23 protein-coding genes are annotated in these 18,200 nt (G+C 58.3%); 5 read left to right on the forward strand and 18 right to left on the reverse strand.

What is annotated here, in order from left to right; translation table 11 throughout:
- The first annotated feature begins 48 nt into the window (after positions 1-48).
- Together ABS758_RS11625 and ABS758_RS11630 are read left to right on the forward strand one after the other, a co-directional pair.
- A complete protein-coding gene (locus ABS758_RS11625) occupies positions 49-387 on the forward strand; it encodes a P-II family nitrogen regulator (protein WP_350382966.1) in 339 nt (112 codons plus the stop codon).
- Positions 387-1,118, forward strand: coding sequence for a pseudouridine synthase (locus tag ABS758_RS11630; protein WP_350382963.1), 732 nt, complete (start codon positions 387-389; stop codon positions 1,116-1,118). Before ABS758_RS11625 ends, ABS758_RS11630 begins: the two co-directional genes overlap by 1 nt.
- On the opposite strand, the gene ABS758_RS11635 is transcribed toward ABS758_RS11630, so the two are convergent.
- Together ABS758_RS11635 and ugpQ are read right to left on the reverse strand one after the other, a co-directional pair.
- Complete coding sequence (locus tag ABS758_RS11635; protein WP_350382961.1) at positions 1,091-2,011, reverse strand: 23S rRNA (adenine(2030)-N(6))-methyltransferase RlmJ; 921 nt, start codon at positions 2,009-2,011, stop codon at positions 1,091-1,093. The genes ABS758_RS11630 and ABS758_RS11635 overlap by 28 nt on opposite strands.
- A gap of 9 nt (positions 2,012-2,020) precedes the next feature.
- Entirely contained in the window at positions 2,021-2,785 is a 765-nt protein-coding gene (gene ugpQ, locus ABS758_RS11640; RefSeq protein ID WP_350382959.1) for a glycerophosphodiester phosphodiesterase, read from the reverse strand.
- Positions 2,786-2,993: 208 nt separating this feature from the next.
- Between ugpQ and ABS758_RS11645 the strand changes: the two genes are divergently transcribed.
- On the forward strand, positions 2,994-4,952 hold the full coding sequence (locus ABS758_RS11645) for a SurA N-terminal domain-containing protein (RefSeq protein WP_350382957.1): 1,959 nt from the start codon (positions 2,994-2,996) through the stop codon (positions 4,950-4,952).
- A 72-nt stretch (positions 4,953-5,024) separates the two neighbouring features.
- On the opposite strand, the gene ABS758_RS11650 is transcribed toward ABS758_RS11645, so the two are convergent.
- From ABS758_RS11650 to ABS758_RS11675, 6 genes are all read right to left on the reverse strand, one after another.
- The gene (locus ABS758_RS11650) at positions 5,025-7,289 is read right to left on the reverse strand and encodes a RelA/SpoT family protein (RefSeq protein WP_350382956.1); all 2,265 of its coding nucleotides are present in this window, start codon (positions 7,287-7,289) and stop codon (positions 5,025-5,027) included.
- A gap of 23 nt (positions 7,290-7,312) precedes the next feature.
- A complete protein-coding gene (gene rpoZ, locus ABS758_RS11655; protein ID WP_350382954.1) occupies positions 7,313-7,516 on the reverse strand; it encodes a DNA-directed RNA polymerase subunit omega in 204 nt (67 codons plus the stop codon).
- Between the two features lie 11 nt (positions 7,517-7,527).
- A complete protein-coding gene (gene gmk / locus ABS758_RS11660) occupies positions 7,528-8,208 on the reverse strand; it encodes a guanylate kinase (RefSeq protein ID WP_350382953.1) in 681 nt (226 codons plus the stop codon).
- Entirely contained in the window at positions 8,205-8,537 is a 333-nt protein-coding gene (locus ABS758_RS11665; RefSeq protein WP_350382952.1) for a hypothetical protein, read from the reverse strand. The genes gmk and ABS758_RS11665 overlap by 4 nt, the downstream gene beginning before the upstream one ends.
- A gap of 31 nt (positions 8,538-8,568) precedes the next feature.
- Complete coding sequence (gene xth / locus ABS758_RS11670) at positions 8,569-9,351, reverse strand: exodeoxyribonuclease III (protein ID WP_350382951.1); 783 nt, start codon at positions 9,349-9,351, stop codon at positions 8,569-8,571.
- Positions 9,352-9,488: 137 nt separating this feature from the next.
- The gene (locus ABS758_RS11675) at positions 9,489-9,716 is read right to left on the reverse strand and encodes a helix-turn-helix transcriptional regulator (RefSeq protein WP_066452519.1); all 228 of its coding nucleotides are present in this window, start codon (positions 9,714-9,716) and stop codon (positions 9,489-9,491) included.
- 277 nt (positions 9,717-9,993) lie between these two features.
- Between ABS758_RS11675 and ABS758_RS11680 the strand changes: the two genes are divergently transcribed.
- The gene (locus ABS758_RS11680) at positions 9,994-10,146 is read left to right on the forward strand and encodes a hypothetical protein (RefSeq protein WP_350389090.1); all 153 of its coding nucleotides are present in this window, start codon (positions 9,994-9,996) and stop codon (positions 10,144-10,146) included.
- Between the two features lie 464 nt (positions 10,147-10,610).
- Positions 10,611-10,847, forward strand: coding sequence for a transcriptional regulator (locus ABS758_RS11685; protein WP_066459935.1), 237 nt, complete (start codon positions 10,611-10,613; stop codon positions 10,845-10,847).
- A gap of 69 nt (positions 10,848-10,916) precedes the next feature.
- On the opposite strand, the gene ABS758_RS11690 is transcribed toward ABS758_RS11685, so the two are convergent.
- From ABS758_RS11690 to ABS758_RS11735, 10 genes are all read right to left on the reverse strand, one after another.
- A complete protein-coding gene (locus ABS758_RS11690) occupies positions 10,917-11,402 on the reverse strand; it encodes a c-type cytochrome (RefSeq protein ID WP_084386836.1) in 486 nt (161 codons plus the stop codon).
- Positions 11,403-11,482: 80 nt separating this feature from the next.
- Complete coding sequence (locus tag ABS758_RS11695; RefSeq protein WP_084386835.1) at positions 11,483-12,064, reverse strand: M23 family metallopeptidase; 582 nt, start codon at positions 12,062-12,064, stop codon at positions 11,483-11,485.
- Between the two features lie 155 nt (positions 12,065-12,219).
- Positions 12,220-12,459, reverse strand: a complete 240-nt coding sequence (locus ABS758_RS11700; RefSeq protein ID WP_232305139.1) for an SHOCT domain-containing protein — start codon at positions 12,457-12,459, stop codon at positions 12,220-12,222.
- 10 nt (positions 12,460-12,469) lie between these two features.
- Entirely contained in the window at positions 12,470-12,943 is a 474-nt protein-coding gene (locus tag ABS758_RS11705) for a DUF302 domain-containing protein (RefSeq protein WP_084386795.1), read from the reverse strand.
- A 10-nt stretch (positions 12,944-12,953) separates the two neighbouring features.
- Positions 12,954-13,454 (reverse strand): hypothetical protein, encoded by a 501-nt coding sequence (locus tag ABS758_RS11710; protein ID WP_066459611.1) that lies wholly within the window; start codon positions 13,452-13,454, stop codon positions 12,954-12,956.
- Positions 13,455-13,839: 385 nt separating this feature from the next.
- Positions 13,840-14,052 carry a DUF2933 domain-containing protein gene (locus ABS758_RS11715; protein ID WP_084386796.1) on the reverse strand — a complete coding sequence of 71 codons (213 nt, stop codon included), beginning with the start codon at positions 14,050-14,052 and terminating at the stop codon, positions 13,840-13,842.
- 87 nt (positions 14,053-14,139) lie between these two features.
- Positions 14,140-14,814, reverse strand: coding sequence for a methyltransferase family protein (locus tag ABS758_RS11720; protein ID WP_066459612.1), 675 nt, complete (start codon positions 14,812-14,814; stop codon positions 14,140-14,142).
- A gap of 305 nt (positions 14,815-15,119) precedes the next feature.
- On the reverse strand, positions 15,120-15,917 hold the full coding sequence (gene lgt, locus ABS758_RS11725) for a prolipoprotein diacylglyceryl transferase (RefSeq protein ID WP_066459614.1): 798 nt from the start codon (positions 15,915-15,917) through the stop codon (positions 15,120-15,122).
- Between the two features lie 60 nt (positions 15,918-15,977).
- Positions 15,978-17,000 (reverse strand): bifunctional enoyl-CoA hydratase/phosphate acetyltransferase, encoded by a 1,023-nt coding sequence (locus ABS758_RS11730; RefSeq protein WP_066459617.1) that lies wholly within the window; start codon positions 16,998-17,000, stop codon positions 15,978-15,980.
- An 8-nt stretch (positions 17,001-17,008) separates the two neighbouring features.
- Positions 17,009-18,199, reverse strand: a complete 1,191-nt coding sequence (locus ABS758_RS11735; RefSeq protein ID WP_350382949.1) for an acetate/propionate family kinase — start codon at positions 18,197-18,199, stop codon at positions 17,009-17,011.
- Between the last annotated feature and the right edge of the window lies 1 nt (position 18,200).

Raw genomic sequence — 18,200 nt, forward strand, 5'->3', positions numbered from 1 at the left:
ATATTAAAAGCTTTTAAGCGGAACCCCGAAACCATGGCGCAGCCCGACATGAAGCAGATCACAGCGATCGTCAAGCCGTTCAAACTCGACGAGGTTCGCGAAGCCCTGTCAGATCTCAACGTCAACGGCCTGACCGTCACCGAAGTAAAAGGCTTTGGCCGACAAAAAGGACATACCGAGCTCTATCGCGGAGCCGAGTACGTGGTGGACTTTTTACCCAAAATCCGTATTGACGTCGTGGTTGCCCAGGATCAGGTCGAAGGCGTGATCGATGCCATTATCCGGGCGGCACGCACCGGCAAAATTGGTGACGGCAAAATTTTTGTCACGCCTGTCGAACAAGCTATCCGGATTCGTACGGGTGAAGCAGGGGTTGAGGCACTTTGATGGAATTCGTTCGTATTTCCAAGCTGATGGCTCAGCGTGGCCTGTGTTCACGCCGTGAGGCAGATGCCTATATCGAGCGCGGCTGGGTGCGTGTCAATGGTCAGGTCGTACAAGAACTTGGCACCAAGGCCTTGCCCAGTGCCAAGATCACACTGGAGCGTCAAGCGGCCAAACGGCAAACCGACAAAATCACCATCATCCTGAACAAGCCCGTGGGCTACGTCTCCCATCAGGCAGATCAGGGTTATCGGCTGGCAGTCTCCCTGATAAGGGCCGACACGCAATATCACGCCGGCCGTGGCCGGAAGGTCTTCGAGCCTGGCCATGTCCGTGGGCTTGCCCCTGCGGGACGGCTGGATATCGATTCTCAAGGCCTGCTGGTACTCACCCAGGATGGCCGAATCGCCCGCCAACTGATCGGGGATGATGCCTCGCTCGAGAAAGAATATCTGGTACGCGTCTCAGGCCGCTTGTCAAGCAACGGCCTGGCCTTGCTGAACCACGGCCTGATGCTCGATGGGCATGCCCTGCGTCCGGCAAAGGTTCATTGGCAAAACGAAGATCAACTGCATTTCACACTACACGAGGGCCGCAAGCGGCAGATACGCCGTATGTGCGAGCAAGTGGGCCTGAAGGTGGTGGGGCTGAAGCGTGTGCGCATGGGGCAGGTGGTGTTGGGCGACCTGCCCGTTGGGCAATGGCGCTACTTGCGCGACGGCGAGCGCTTCTGACGAACAGAAGGCCGGTGCCCCACTGCGTCTGGCGTGGGCATCTGGCCACTGTGTACAAGGCTGAACCGGGCCTGATCGTCCTGTGCCAGGATGTTCTTTAACCAGGGCAGGGCCGTTTCAAGATCCGCTTGAAGCGTCCAGGGCGGGTTAAGAACAAACATGCCACTGCCATGCAAGCCCAGCCCATCGGCCGAGGGCTTGTGTACAGTCAGGCTGGCGTTTAGCCAGTTGCCCGGCAAACGCTCTAGAGAACGCACCATTTCGTGGGCCTGCACCCGTTGCACCAGCGGATACCACACTGCAAAGCAGCCTGTCGCAAAACGCTGCAAGCCATCTCGCACTGCGTGCAAGGTAGCCCGATAATCCTGTTTGTCTTCGTAAGACGGGTCTATCAGTACCAATCCTCGCCTCGAGGGTGGTGGCAGCAGGCGCTTCAGGCCCTGAAAGCCATCTTCACGCGCCACCGCCACTTGTCGTGGAGAGGCGCGCATGCGCTTGCGCAAGGTGTCTTCGAGCACCTGCCCCTCAGTGGGGTGCAGTTCAAACAGCCTCAGGCGATCCTGTGAACGCATCGCCTGCAAGGCCAGGCTGGGTGAGCCTGGATACACATTGGCCACGCCGTCGGGGTTGAACGCCTGCACGGCTTCCAGATAGTGCTGCACCATCTCAGGCGCGTTTGGTGCGCCCAGCAAGCGATCCAGGCCATCACTGACCTCGCCACTTTGGCCGGCCCATTCGCCATCCAGCGCATATAGTCCCGCCCCGGCGTGGGTATCGATCACCCAGTACGGCGTGTCTTTTTGGTTCAGATATTCGAGTATCTGCACCAAAATGGTGTGTTTGAGAACGTCGGCATGATTGCCGGCATGAAACGCGTGTCGATAGCTGAACATCCGCTGCCTTTAAGGGGTTTGGCCGAAATCGGCCGGGCGTATCTGCGCCAGCTGATCGGTAAAAATTGCGTGACACCCCGATTGCAGCAATTGCCTGGCCTGGGCGACATCATTCACCGTCCAGATTGCCAGGGTGGCACCTTGGCCGAGAATCTCTTGTATCACAGCCGGCTCGGCATAAGTAGCATCAATATTGACACCTATACAGCCCAGCCCCAGTTGCCGGACTCGCCAGTCGGTGGGGACAGGCCCCTCGATGAGCAGGGCACGCGGCAAATCCGGGGCCGCCGTACGGGCGGCCTCGAGGGCAACTTCTGAAAAAGAAGACAACAAAGGGGGAAGCGCAGCCTGTGCCCACAAGGTACGTGCCGCGGCAGCTACTGCCAGGCCCGTTTGATGCTCATGGCCGGTGGTCGGCTTGATCTCAATGTTGCTGTGGATCCCCTGCGCCTGGGTGTAGCGCGCCACCGCACTGAGGGTAGAGGCAGGCTCGCCAGCGAAGCCCGCGTCGTACCAGGCACCAAAATCATGCTCGGACAGCGCTTTCCAGCTGAGTTCGGAAGCCAGGCCCGTACCACTGGAAGTACGATCGATGCGATCATCGTGTAACAGGAACAACACCCCATCTTCGCTGAGCTTCACATCGTATTCAACCATCTGATAGCCCCAGGCATGGCCCGCGCGCATTGCCGCCAGCGTGTTTTCGGGTGCGAGACGGCCACCGCCCCGATGGGCAATCAGACGGGGCCAGGGCCAAACAGAGTGAGCGGTCATGAAGAAGCTACGCCAAAAGGCGCCTCAGGGAAAATGAGCTCCATTTTAACGGTTTGCAGGGTGGCTTAGCATGCCCGTGCCTTACGGTGTTAAACTGCGTGGCATTTACGGCTGCCGGTTCGACCAGCCGGCAGGGGCGATGGTGATCGCCTTTTTTGTTTCAAGTGCCTGGTTTGGATGCCAGCCCTACTCAGCAGGACCTTCGCCCATGTTCGATTTTATTCGCACGCACCAGCGTTTGATGCAGTTGATCCTTCTGATCCTGGTGGTGCCTTCGTTTGTATTTCTTGGCATCAGCGGATATTCGTTTGTGACCGCTGATACTGCCATTGCGGAAATCGGCAAATTGTCGGTTACCAAGCAGGAATTCACCCAGGCGCAACGCAATCAGTTGCAGCAAATGCAAGAAAGCAGTCAGGGCCGCTTTGATCCGGCCTTGCTGGACAACCCGGAATCCCGTCAGGCACTATTGGATCAGTTGATCAATCGCAAGGTTCAAATCGTGCTGGCCACTGATGAGCACTTCAGTGTGTCCGACAACGCGCTGCGTCGTGCGATTGCTGCCATGCCGCAGGTGCAGGTGGATGGTCAGTTTTCCGCAGACCGCTACCACGAAGTACTGGCGTCTATCGGCATGAGCCCGCGCGATTTTGAAGACAGCCAACGTGCCGAGCTGGCCCTGGATACTGTCCTAGGGCCTGTGCGCGACACCGCAGCCTTGCCTACGCCTGTGCTCGATTCCATCAAGCGAGCCCTTACCGAAGAGCGCACCGTGCGCCTTAAAGTGTTTCTGGCCAAGGATCATCAGCAGTCGGTGCAGATTTCTGCTGAAGATATTCAGGCCTGGTACGACAAGCACCAGGAAGACCTCCGTCTGCCGGAGCAAGTGACTGCCAGCTATGTCGTGCTGGACGAAGCGGCTGCCGTAGCCAGCGTGGCCAGCGTCACCGATGCACAGCTGAAAGACTACTACGAGCAAAACAAGGCACGTTACGTTGTGCCTGCGCGCTATAACGTCAGCCATATCCTTGTAAAGCTGCCATCGGGTGCTTCGGATGAAGCCAGCAAGGCTGCGCTCAGCCGCGCCGAAGACATTAGCCAGCGGGCCAAGGCCGACCCCAGCCAGTTTGCCGAGCTCGCCCGCAAGGAGTCCCAGGACGCAGGAACCGCCCGTAATGGCGGCGAACTCGGTTGGATTCAGCGCGGCACCTTGCCCTTGGCCATGGAGCAGGTGGTCTTTGCACTCAAGCAGGGCGAGATCTCCGAGCCCGTGAAGGGGCCGGATGGCTATCACATCTTTATGGCCAACCAGGTTGAGCCCGAAAAAGGCGAAACCTTTGACGAAGCGCGCAGCAAGGTAGAAACCGAAGTGCGCCGCCAGTTGGCAGCCGACCGCTTTGCCGATATGGCCACCAAGCTCACCAGCCTGGTGTACGATAACCCCACCAGCCTCGAGCCCGCCGCCAAAGAGCTGGGCTTGCAATTGCGTTCGGCCACTGGTATTGCGCGAGATCGCCTGCTAAGCAAGGACGAAGCCGGCCCCGATTCAGCCACAGCCAGTAACGATGCGGCTGTGCTGGGCGATGTCCGGGTGCGTCAGGCACTGTTTAGTCGCCAGGTGCTTGGCGACAAGCAAAACTCGGGGGTGATTGAAATTTCACCGGACACCATGGTGGTGGTGCGCGTCAAGCAGGTTATCCCTTCGCATGTGCCCAAACTGGACAAGGTAAAAGATCATATCCGCACACAGCTGACCAGCCAACGGGCACAGGCGGCGGCTGTCGCTGAAGGCGAAAAAGCCTTGTCGGCACTGCAGGCTGACGCCAGTTCGGCAGAAGGCTTCGAGGATGCCATCACCATCAGCCGTCTGGATTCTGCCGGTCTCGGAAAATCTGTGCTGGACGCCGCATTTTCTGTGTCGCAAGACAAATTGCCAGCGTTTGGTGGCGTCACGCTGCCGGATGCCTACGCGATTGTTCGGGTGGATGCGGTTAAACCTGGCACCATCGACAAGCCCGCCCTGGACGGCCTGGCTGCCCAGTTGGGGCGCGTATGGGGTGAAATTGAACAACAAGCCCTGATGGTTGATTTACGCAAAGCGCTTAATGTGAAAATCACCGAAGAAGGCAAAGCCCTGATCCAGAACGGCGACAGCGGCAACAGCTGAGCATTGCCCATCCGCCTGGCGTCTTCACCGACACGGGCGGATCGACTGCTTGGGGTTTTCTATCCCAGGCAGCTATCCCTTGGCACGAACAATCTTTTGCACCTGAGGAACATGCCGGATTGCCCGGATGACCTGAGCCAGGTGCTTGCGGCTGTCGACCTGCACGGTGACATGCAGCAATGCTGTGGCAGCCGCTTCGTCAGGCATGCTGAGCTGCGTGATATTGGAGTCTGCCTCGGTGATCTCAGCCGCCAGACGGCCCAGTACGCCACGCTCGTTAAGCACAGTAATGTCCAGGCGGGTTGTCAGGTGCCGCGCAGTGGTGACGTCCCATATCACCGGGATCCAGCGTTCGGGCTCTTTGGCTTGCAGGCGCAAGGCAACCGGGCAATCAGCCATATGAACCACCAGCCCGTGCCCAAGGCGGATACCGCCGATAATGGCATCGCCCGGCAATGGGCCACAGCACGGCGCCAGCTGTACAGCCTGACCTTCGTTGCCGTGGATAACGATTGGAGCGCCGGAGACGGCATTGAACTCGTCTACCGCCATGGCCGTGGTTTCGAGCATGGCGTTTTCGGGGGCAAAGCGGCGCGCTACCACCGCAGCCAAACGTTTCCCCAAGCCGATATCCGCCAGAATTTCGGTGCGCGAGGCGCCACCCGAGCCTTTGGCCAGACGATCCCATTGGGGATCCGTATCGGCTGGATAGGTGATCCCCAGCTGATCAAACGCTTGGTTAAGCAAGCGCCGTCCAAACGCGATGGATTCTTCGTAGCGCTCGGTGCGCAAATAGTGGCGAATCTCGGAGCGTGCCCGTCCGGTGCGGACATAATTAAGCCACTGAGCGCTGGGACGCGAGGCCGATGAAGTCATGATCTCTACGGCGTCTCCGCTGTGCAGTTCGGTGCGCAGCGGAGAAAAATCGCCATTGATCTTGCAAGCCACCGCATGGTTGCCGACATCCGTGTGGATGGCGTATGCGAAATCTACGGGTGTAGCCCCGCGCGGCAAAGAAAGGATTTTTCCTTGGGGCGTAAACACGTAAACGGCATCCGGAAACAGATCAACCTTGACGTGTTCGAGGAATTCGCCGGAATCACCCGTCTGGTTCTGGATATCCAGTAACGATTGCAGCCACTGGTGCGTGCGCTTTTGTAAATCGTTCAGTGAGGTGCCTTGTTCTTTATAAAGCCAGTGAGAGGCAACACCTTCTTCGGCCACGTGATCCATGTCCCGCGTACGAAACTGAAATTCGACCGGCGTGCCATAGGGGCCAATCAAGGTGGTGTGCAAGGACTGATAGCCATTGATCTTTGGAATGGCAATGTAATCCTTGAATTTGCCTGGTACGGGACGATATAACTGATGTAGTGTGCCCAGGGCCAGGTAGCACTCTGGCAGTGTGTGCACAACCACCCGAAACCCGTAGATATCAAGCACATCAGAAAATGATTTTTTCTGCTCGACCATCTTCTTGTAGATGCCGTACAAGGATTTTTCCCGGCCGCTGACTTCTGCATCCAGGCCAGTTGCCGGCAGTGCTGCCCGTACGGCTTCTGCTATTTTGGTGATGACTTCACGACGATTGCCGCGGGCGGCCATCATGGCCTTGTACAGCACGTCGTAGCGGTTGGGGTAAATGGCCTTGAAACAGCGATCCTGAAGCTCGCGAAAAAGGGCGTTCAGGCCCAGGCGATGGGCGATGGGTGTATAGATGTCCAGGGTTTCGCGGGCTACCCGGCGGCGCTTCTCGGGTGGCACGGCATCCAGCGTGCGCATGTTGTGCAGGCGATCCGCCAGCTTGATGAGGATGACACGCACGTCACGTGCCATGGCCAGCAGCATTTTACGAAAAGACTCTGCCTGCTGCTCGGCCTTGGTGGCGTATTCAAGGCGCTCGAGTTTGGTGAGGCCGTCCACAATATCAGCGACGTCCGGACCAAATTTTTCGGTGAGGTCTTGCTTGGCAACGCCCTGATCTTCGATGACATCGTGCAGCAAGGCGGCCATCAGAGAATCTGCGTCGAGCTTCCAGCCTGCGCAAATTTCAGTGACGGCTATGGGATGCGAGATGTAGGGCTCTCCGCTTTCGCGAAATTGCCCCAGATGCGCATTGTCTGCAAACCGGTAGGCTTCACGCACACGATCAATATCACGCGGTGCCAGGTATGTAGAGGTGATTTGTTGCAGCCCCGCCAACGAGGCGATGGGGCTGGGTGCGGCCGCAGGGATGGACGCGGGGGCAGCGTGGGGTTTTCTTCTGTGTAGCCTGGGCCCTTTGCGCAACACCGCCAGAAGCCCGGACGATGCACCGCGTATGCCAGAAAACGCCATTGAATCCCCTCTTTGCGTTTAGATCAGGTTGGAACCTTGCGCAGCATTTCGGTGCCAACCTGGCCTTGTGCGATTTCGCGCAGTGCGGTGACCGTAGGCTTATTGTGGCTTTCGATGCGGGCTTCGTGACCTTGGGCAAGCTCGCGGGCACGATAAGTGGCGGCCAAGGTGAGGTCAAAGCGGTTGGGAATTTGCTGAAGGCAATCTTCGACGGTGATACGGGCCATGAGTGTCCTGATTAGCTAGCGTTATTGAGAGGTTTACGTATGCCCAGCTGCATGAACAGATCAGCGTGGCGAACGGATTGTGCGGTATATCGTAACCGGGCTGCTAGTACAACAGCCTGAAGCTGCTGTGAAGCCAGGCTAAAGTCTTGATTAATAATAACATATTCGCAGTCGGATGCATGCGCCATCTCGCCCCCTGCGGCGAGCAGACGGCGAGCAATCACCTGGGGTGCATCCTGGCCGCGTTTGTTCAGGCGCGTTTCGAGCGCCTCGATGGAGGGCGGCAGGATAAAGACGCCGATGGCCTGCGGGTAATGCTGCCGGACTTGCCGGGCACCTTGCCAATCGATCTCGAGAATGATGTCTTGTCCGGCAGCGATGGTCTGGGCCACGCGGTCGCGCGGTGTGCCGTAAAAGTTGCCGTGCACCTCGGCCCATTCGAGCATATCACCGCGTTCGCGCATGGCCTGGAAAGTATCCACTGACACAAAACGGTAGTGCTTTTTATCTTCTTCCCCGGGACGTGGGGGGCGGGTGGTGCAGGAAATAGACAACGACAGGGTATCATCCTGTGCCAGCAAGGCATTGACCAGGCTGGACTTGCCCGCACCACTGGGTGCCACCACCATGAAGATATTTCCGGCGTGCTTGGGAGACATATCTGCGGCTTGTGAAAGGGACGATGTTGTCATGATACCGCCGGCGTATCTGGCGACTGACCAAACTCAGCCAAGGTATCTGCATAAGCCTGGGCACTGGTGCACAGAAATACGATGGCATCGCCCGGATTCAGATTAAACAGTACATCCTGAATCTGGCTGGCGACGTCGTCGGTATCGTTGACAGCGGCTACATGGACGTCTCCCTCGCCCTGAAACTGTTGGGCGGGCACAATATCGGCAACCTGCTGTACATCGGCTGGCCGCTGGGCCACGTATACACGAAAGGGCAGGTTTTCAAGGGTGATGTCGAGAATCGCGCCGCGATCTACGCGCGCGATCAATTGGCTGTCTAGGGGCATGAGGGAAGCAAAAACGCGGAATATCTCCGCATTATATTTTGAATTGCGCCACAACAGGCGCGTGGTCGGAGGGCTTTTCCCATCCACGCGGTATTTTATCAACCACGCACTCGAGGCAGCGGCTGGCAAGATCGGGGCTTGCCAGGATGTGATCGATACGCACACCTGCATTTCGCCGAAACGACATCATCCGATAATCCCACCAGCTGAATATCTTGGGCGGCTGATCAAACAGGCGAAAAGTATCCTTGAGGCCCAGATCCAGCAATCGTTGAAACGCTTGGCGTTCGGGCTCTGATACCAACACATTGCCCTCCCAGGCTTTTGGGTCGTGCACGTCTGCATCTGCCGGTGCCACGTTGTAGTCACCCAAAATGGCCAGATCAGTATGCTGACTGATTTCATCACCCAGCCAGGCATGCAGCGCCTGATACCAATCCAGCTTGTACGCATATTTATCGCTGCCCACCGACTGCCCATTGGGGCAATAGGCACTGATGACACGCACCGCCTGGCCCTGGATATCCGTTATGGTGGCGGCGATGATCCGTTGTTGCGGGTCTTCGTAACCAGGGATATTGCGTTGCACATCCAGAGGTGGCGTCTTGCTGATGATAGCCACCCCGTTGTATGTCTTTTGCCCGGCCCAGCAGGCGTGATAGCCCGCCACCCGCAACGCAGCATCGGGGAAGCGCTCGTCTGGCAATTTCAGCTCTTGCAGACAGAGGGCATCCACCGGGTTGGCATGCAACCAGTCGAGCACATGGCCCAGACGGACGTTAAGCGAATTGACGTTCCAGGTGGCGAGTTTCATGCGATGAGTATTACTTTTGTTAATCAGATAGTTATCACATCAGCACAAGCCGCGTTTTTGCTCTAGCTACCCACCTGGCTACCCAGTTTGAACCCGGTGGGCGTTTTTCTCTGTGTTGCGTGAATACGACTATGGTATCAGCACGGCGTCTTGTTTCGCTCGATCATGGCATGGAGGCTGGTGGCGGTGATGCCGCTGGAGCGCTTGCCGATCTTGACCAGCTCCAGCTCGCCGTCATGCACCAGTCGATAGATGGTGGAGCGTGAGACCCCCAGTTTTGCCTCCGCCACGTTGATGCGGTAAAGCAGCGCCCGTGTTGCTGGGCGGTGGGGAGGGTGAGCGGTGAAGGTGCGTGCTACTGTCATAAGTCGATCCTTTCGGGATGGCTGGTAAAAATAGGGGTTCGAAAATGTAAGTACGGGCACTTTGGTAGATGCCCGGAGGGACGCCTGCCAAAGCGGGCTCGCCGGAGCCCTGGGGGCCGACCCGCCAAGATGCCGCGATGGGGGTCGGGTGCTTGGATCACCCCCGGTAGGGCCAGACGCTGGCCCGCCGGTGGCGGCTCGTCTGGATGCCGGGGACTGCGGTCTTTCCCGCTGTCGTCAAAGGATTACGTCGCCATCCCTGAGTTTGGGCATTCATATGAATGCACCGGGCGCGTCCCGTTGTGGGAAGTCCTCGCCGCACGCGGCCATCCATGCCCCACGCGAGGGGCTGGCTGTGATTGGCGGATTTCATCGGTTTTGCTTCAACCCCGATGCCTTACAGGTTGCTGCGCAGTCGCGTGCCGCGTGATCGGGCAGGGCGCAGTATTCATCGCTTGTTGCTTGTTAAAGAGCTGGTCTGCGTTGAGCAGTTAAAGCTATTGTCAGCATTTTGATTAGTTTTGTCAATAGGTAATCAGCTGATTGATTTTTCAAGCAATTCAAGGTTCTACTGGAGGGTGCTAAAGCTTAGCGAATACCACTACGAGTGGAGGATACGAGGCCAGGGCAAATTGTTTACGGCTGTGACTATCCCGCGGCAAACGAAAGATCATAAAATCGTCAGTCCCCCAGGGGGGCAGGAAAAACGCTTGGTTCAGATCGGTGCAGATTGTTTCATGCGATGAATGCCGTTTTCTGACCTGCAGTTACAAATTGACTAGCCGGTGCTGAACTTTGGCGCTGCAAAACGGCACAAATAAACAACGCGTCGTCATATCTTAATAACGAATTTATCTAATAAAATCCATGTTAAACACATGGTTATGGAAGCATATGCGGGATTTTCAGCCTGTTCGTGATGCCTGTGAAGTGATGGGCGGGATGACCCCATTGGCCAAGAAGTTAGGGTTACCTGTACAGGTAGTCAGCAGCTGGGCGGCAGGTACACGTCCGGTGCCAATCATCCGCTGTGTGGAGATCGAGGAATTGACGGGCGGTGCTGTCACTCGGAAGCAGCTGCGTCCGGATGACTGGTGGCAGATCTGGCCGGAGTTGCGGGGGGAGGATTGAATCGCATGGGTTGCAGGTGATGCGCAGCGATTGCACAAGGCAAAGCAATAGAGCATCTTCGCCGGGCACTTACTGCCTCGGTTGCAGCGTGATTTCTTTCTGTGCAGCCAGTGCTTTAGGTGGCCAGGAGCTCTTGATATAGGCCAACACCGCCGCTATATCGGGGTCGCTCAATGACTGGCCATAGGCTGGCATATCGCTCACATATCCGGGTGGCGCGGTTTTCCCAGGCACCAGGCCGTTTTTGACAATGTCAATCAAAAGCGCATCTGGATGATGCCAAGTGTGCCCTGCTTTATCGTGCGGCGGCGCGGGTAATCGTCCGTTTGGCTTGCGCGTGCGCCAGTCATTCTGGCCTTCAAGCCGTGCTCCATGGCATGCGGCACAATTATTGGTGTAGATTTGTCTACCACGGACCAAGAGTGTTTGATCGGACGGGTCAATATAAGCCAGTTTTGAACTCGATGCCGACTGGTACATGAACAGACCGGTACCGAGTGCCAAAAAACCAAGCGCACCAAGGAACACAGCGGCTTTTTTCGTGACTATTGTCATTGGAATCGTCCTTGCTCACTTTGCTGTACGGTGAATGTAGCTTGATGGACTACGATTGTTCGGGCGCCGGACCTGACGCTTCATTTTTGGGTGTGGGCGGCCAGTTGCCGCTTTTGTCGAACAGGGTCTACCGGCTGATTATTGACACGCAATTCATAGTGCAGATGGGGGCCACTGGACGTTCCGGTAGAACCGACATACCCAATGATTTGTCCCTTGTCGACATATTCGCCTTTCTCCAAACTATTTTTGAAACGGCTTTGGTGGGCGTAGACAGTAGAATAGATATTGTTATGCTCTACAAAGATCACTTTTCCATATCCGCTCTGAATGCCGATGAAGGATATCCTGCCGCGAGCTGTCGCCCGGATGGGTGTGCCTTTCGGGGCAGGGTAATCAATACCTTGGTGGCCTGCCCACTTGCCAGACACGGGATGGAATCGATAACCAAATGCCGAGCTGATGCGTGTTCGTTCGCTCAGTGGCGTGTCGAAAAAAATCTTCCGCAGATTTTCCAGCCGGGAAGTCGCTTTGTGCGAGTGTTGACCGAGTACATGAGCTGGATCATCGACGATAGAGATTTGCCTCACGCCTGATGCGGCGGCAGTGCTTGTCAAAAAAAAGCCGGCGATAAGAAACAGATTTCTTGATATGGTATACATGCCAATTCGAACGGATTAAACCGTATCTGGTGATCAAGGCAGTCCTGATCTGTTCGGTTGATACAAACGGCACTGGCCTGTAGTTTCAAGACAGGCCCTGACATCGCATGAAAGCTTTTAACTGTTTGACGAGATATCTTTGTCCTGTGCCTGGTTTATTTTGTGTGCCTGGCATCGCGATCAAGCAAGCCCTTGCGTTCTTCGTACTCGCGGGGCGTGATCTCACCGTTCGCCAGGTGGCGCTGCAGCATTTCGTGGGGCGACTCGCGCGCGCGTCTGTGCCGCCCGCTCGTACGCCCCCAGCCGTAGAACACGATGATGCCGACCAGCGCCAACCAGAAGATCCACCAGAAAAAGTGCATGCCGCCCATGAAGAAGCCGCCGTTGTAAACCATGTGCACTCCCTCAGCCCTTGGCTGCCGGGGTTGTGCTACTGGCCAGTGCAGATTTCACCCGCTCAAGCCGATCGCGCACCTCGTGGGCGATGCGCCCGACCTCGGGGTTCGAGGTCATCTGCAACACCGCAACGGGGTCCATGAAGGCAACGACCAGGCGACCGTCGGCCTCTTCACGCACGACGACGTTGCAGGGCAGCAGCAGGCCGATGTCGGGTTCAGCCTCCAGGGCGCGGTGGGCCAGCGGCGGATTGCAGGCGCCGAGGATGCGGTAGGGTCGCCCCTCGATGCCCAGCTTGGCCTTCATCGTGGCCTGCACGTCGATCTCGGTCAGGACGCCAAAGCCTTCGGCTTTCAGCGCTTCGGTGACGCGGGCGACGGCCGTCACAAAGTCCTTGTCCTGGATGTCACAGCGAAAACCATAGGGGGTGGCAGGTGGCTGTTGCGCGCTTGCTGCCGTGTGAGGGGAATTTGAAGTACTCATGGCTGATTCCTCATTTTGTTGCAGGAAGCGCCTGCAGGCGGTCTGTCATCATCTGCATCATGGACTGCATCATGTCCATACGCTGCTCCAGCATGTCCTGGCGGGTGGCCATGTCGGCCGACTTGCCCGGCGCTGCGCCTGTGCTCATGCCACTGCCCATGCCGCGGCCCATCATGCTCATGCCGCCCATGCTACCCATCATATTCATGCCGCCTTGCATGAGTTTCATCTGCTTGGCCATCAGCGCACTGTGCTCCTCGGGCGTCTTCGCGGCCAGCATTGCATCGTGCATCTGCTGCATGGCCTTCATCTGGCTGGCATAGTCGGGGGCAGTCGTGCCCGCGCGCATACCTGCGCCCGGGCTACCCGATTGCGCCTGAGCAGCCTGCGCGACGGTGTCATTTGCCGGATGATGGCTGTCGTTTTGATCGCCATTGGCAGCCCAGGCCGGGGCGGTCAGGGCTGCACTGGTCAGAACGGCAATAGATGCAAAGGTACGGAGGTAGGTCATGTTGAACTCCTGGTCAGCTAGAGACAGTTGCGACTGTCAGGGTGCGGCAGCTAATAAACAACTGACGCATGTATTGCATTGATATATGAAAGTTTAGCGAAGCGCTTATGTCGATCTGATGACACCAGCATGACAATGTCGTAATGTAATGGCGGTGCAGGCTTGGTTAGTAGGTCGTGGTCGTCAACGAGTCCCGCAGGATCTGCTCTGCCTGCCTGGATGTGTTCAAATGGCATCGTGGCCCTCGGGATCCTCCTCAAAACTCGCAGTGTGATGTGGAACGCGTGCGAGATATTCGTCATTGTCCGGTGTCCCAGCGCCGCTTGAAGAAGTTGTAGATCGGCACGTACACCATCCCGGCATACGCCCCGTACAGGAAGCTCTCCTAATGAGGATGTGGTTCGCGGCTACCGCCCGTGGCGCTCGGCGGGTTCCCTACGGCCTTTGGGTCGGCGGTCCTGTTCGCGTCGCGATCTTCGCCAGAACCCGAGCCATGGCCTCCACCATGTCCTCCATGGCACCCGTGTCCGAACAAGTGCATGGCAATGAACGCCACTCCAAACAGTACCCAGATCCAGTTCTCTGTTAGCCAAGCCATTTCCAGCTCCTTTCGTTGAGATCGTTCAGACGTCGACCTTTCGTTCTGGACAGCCGCGCAAGGCGGCGAGCGATTGGTCTTGGCATGTCAATGCCGCGGCAGTTCCTGCTCGCTGCCGCCCCTGGAGCGCTCGACCAGTCGCCGCCACTGGCCGATTCGCGGAATGAACATCGGAACGCGTCGCCGATAGGCGCGATACTCATCGCCGAATTCCGCCAGCACGCGTTTCTCCTCATTTCGTGCAAGCAGCCAATAGATCAGCACAATCACGGGAAATAGCGTCACCGAGAAGATCGTCGGCCAATGCACGACGCCCTCGCCAAAGAGGCCAATGAACAGGCCGGTGTACTGAGGGTGCCTGACCAGCGCATACAAGCCACCGGTGGCGAGACGCTTCTCCTTTTGCGCACGGTAGAGCTCGCGCCAGCCCTGGGCGAACAAACCAATGCCGACAAACAGCAAGAGATAGCCGAGCAGCATCGAGATCATCATGCCCAGCTCACCCACGCCCAGCAGCGTGGACCAGAGACTGGCGCTCAGATTTGCACTGTCTAGCCCGAAGAACCGGACCATCAGATAGATGGTGAGCGGGAAGCCGTACATCTCGGCGTACAGTGCGATGATGAATGCCTGCACGAGTCCCGCGCTGGCCCATTCACGCCAGGTCTTCGGAGCCAGGTAGCGGTAGAAGAACCAGGACGCAATCACGATCATGATCGCTGCAATGCCCCAGACGCTTGAATGAGAGATCGATTCATCCATGATGGATGTCCTTTTGAAGCGCTGTGAGGGATCGCCCTGTGTACGGTGCCAGACTCCGTTTGAAGCCGGATGTCCGAGTCTTGAGCGCGTACGACGCCGAGGAGGGTAAAGCGATGGAAAGTGGTGGCTGGTGTTTCACGTGTGTGCATCCTGTGATCGGAACGAGCAAGATATCGAGGTCGGCCGCTTATACGCGACCCACGCAACTATTGCATTGATGTATAAGAGTTTAGTGAAGCGCTCATGTCGATCGGATGACGCTGCGATGACAACTTTGCAATGTTCACCACCTCAGACTGAGACAGTCACGGCGTCAGTGCGTGGGCCGATCGTCTTGCGGCCCACCAGTAAATAAAAATTCCGAAGAGAATCATGGGTAATGAAAGTAACTGGCCCATCGACAGGCCACCCGCGAATAAGCCGAGATAGTTATCCGGCTCGCGGGTGAACTCCACCATAAATCTAAAGACCCCGTAGCCCATCAAGAACACCGCACTTGTTTGCCCGATCGGACGTGGCTTGCGTGCAAACCACCAGATAAGTGCAAACAGCGCAAAGCCTTCGAGTCCCATTTCATAGAGTTGCGATGGGTGGCGTGCGATGCCGTCCCCCGTTTGTGGAAACACCATGCCCCAAGGCACTGTGGTGGCGCGGCCCCATAGCTCGCCATTGATAAAGTTGCCCAGGCGCCCAGCAGCCAGGCCCAAAGGGATGAGTGGCGCGACAAAGTCGCCAATCTCCAGCAGTGTGCGACCGCGCTTGCGGGCAAAGATCAGCATGGCCACGATTACGCCCAGCAGACCACCGTGAAACGACATGCCGCCTTCCCATAGGTAGAGCGCCGAGAGCGGGTGGCTCAGGTACTCGCCCGGTTTGTAAAACAGTACATACCCCAGGCGCCCGCCAATCACCACGCCTAGCACGCTGTAAAAGATGATGTCCTCGAGATCGCGTAGGGTCAGGCCGCAGGGGTGATGCCGGATGCGCCAGCGGCCCAGCAGCCATGCCAGGGCAAAGCCGGTGAGATACATCAGGCCATACCAGTGGATGGCAAGTGGTCCGATTTGCAAGGCGATGGGGTCGATCTGGGGGTATTGCAGCATGGATGTGGCCCGATTAAAAGATTACCGTGGATTAGTCATGTTCCAACGTCTGGGCGTCCATCAGCACACCTCCTTGGGGCAACAAGCCGACTCGGGTTGCGGGGCACAGGGGAAGGCGGATTCCGTCTCCGGCACGATTGGGATCGGCAGCCGGATTCCCGCCCGGTACATCAGCGCCGCGACGCCCAGTCCCGCCAGGCGTGCCGCCGGCGGGTCGGCCCGAGAACTCAGCACTACCGGCACCGTCAGTCCCATGACCACCCCCGCTGCGGTGGCGCCACCGTGGTACTCCAGGTTTTTCGCCAGAATGTTGCCCGAGACCAGGTCCGGCATCAGCAGGATATCCGCTTGGCCTGCCACCGATGACTCGATCCCTTTTTCCCGGGCTGCACGTTCGGAGATGGCGTTATCAAAGGCCAGTGGCCCGTCGACCTCGGCGCCAATGATTTGCCCGCGGCGGGCCATCAGCGTCAGGCAGGCCGCGTCCAGAGTGGAGGGGATGGCCGGGTTGACGGTCTCTACCGCCGAGATTACGGCCGCCCGGGGCACCTCGACGCCGATCATGTGCATCAGTGCGATGGCGTTCTGCAGAATCTGTGCCTTGGCGTTGAGGTCTGGCGTGATATTCACCGCTGCATCGCTGATGGCGAGCAACCGTGGGTAATTGGGTATATCTACCAGAAAGACGTGGCTGACGCGGCTGCCGGGCTGGCGCAGGCCGTGCTCGCTGTCGAGCAGGGCGCGCATGAAGGCATCGGTGTGGATGTGTCCCTTCATCAGCGCGTCGGCGCGACCGGCGCGCACGAGTTCCACCCCGCGGCGGGCGGCATCCGCCTCCGAGTCCGCTTCGATCACGGAGGCCAGGTCGAGCTCCCAGCCGAGCGTGGCTGCGACCTTGGCGATCTCGACGCAGCGACCGATCAGCACCGGTTCAGCGATTCCGAGTCGTACCGCATCGCGAAGTGTTTCCAGCACTGCAGCCTGTGCCGCGTTGACCACGGCGACCCGAATCGGGTCCCCGTGCCGTGCCTGCTGCACCAGGTCATCAAGCGTGGCCAATCGTTGGACGGCGTTATTGATCATGTTTCCTTTCATTGGTTGGCATACAGGCGCTGCACGTGCCGCGCGATCATCCGTTCTTCATCGGTGGTCACGGCTTCCACCTGGACCAGGCCCTCGGCGGCGGAGATCAGCGGCTCGGGCTTGCGATTGCGCCCTGGGTCCAGTGTCACGCCCAGATACGCCAGGCCATCGCAGATCTGCGCGCGGATGTCCGGCGCGTTCGCGCCGATGCCGCCGGTGAAGATCAGCCGGTCCAGCCCGCCGAGGGCGGCGCTCAGGGCGCCGATGAAGTGGCGCGCGCGATGACAAAAGAAGTCGATCGCCTGCGCGGCCTCTGGGGTGTCCTGACGGCGCGCCAGGAGCTCGCCCATATCGGCGCTCACGCCAGAGAGGCCCAGTAAGCCGCAGCGTTGGTAGAGCAATGACTGGAGAGCTTTAGGATCGAGTCCTTGCTGCCCGGCCAGATACAGCAGGATGCCGGGATCCAGATCGCCGCTGCGGGTACCCATAGGCATGCCGCCCAGAGCGCTGAAACCCATCGTCGTCTCGACGCTGCGCCCACCGCGGATCGCCGCCAAGGAGGCGCCGTTGCCCAGGTGCGCGACGATCAGGCGTTCGTCAAGTGCCGCTGGACCGTGGCGGCGCACCACATCCTCGACGATGAATTCGTAGGAGAGCCCGTGAAAGCCATAGCGACGCACGCCCTGGGCCTCGTACTCCCGAGGCAGTCCGGTATGCCGGGCGACCTCAGGCAGGCCGTGATGAAACGCCGTGTCGAAGCAGGCGAGCTGGGGTACGTTGGGAAAATGCGCGCGCATGGCGGCGATGCCGGCCAGGTTGTGCGGCAGATGCAGCGGAGCCAATGGAATCAGCGTGTCCAGACGACGCAGCAGTGTGTCGTCGATACGCTGCGAACAGTCACAGTCCTCCCCCCCGTGGACCACTCGGTGCCCGATGCCAACCAGATTCAGCCCTTCACCTTGCTGACGCAAGATCTCGTCGAGACGCGCAATGGCTGCCGCATGATCCGCGAATCGCACGTCGTTGTTCGCGAGGACTTGTTCCCGAGCGTCCACCACGCGGAACCGTCCCTGTTCAGTGCCGATGCCGCTGGCCTCCCCCCACAACTGACGATTGAGGCCATCGGCCAGGCCGAACACGGCGAATTTCAGGCTGGATGAGCCGCAGTTGACCACCAGGATGGATGGGCGCGTCGACATT

Origin of the sequence: Castellaniella sp. FW104-7C03, from assembly GCF_040276085.1 — a bacterium.
GTDB lineage: Bacteria > Pseudomonadota > Gammaproteobacteria > Burkholderiales > Burkholderiaceae_B > Castellaniella.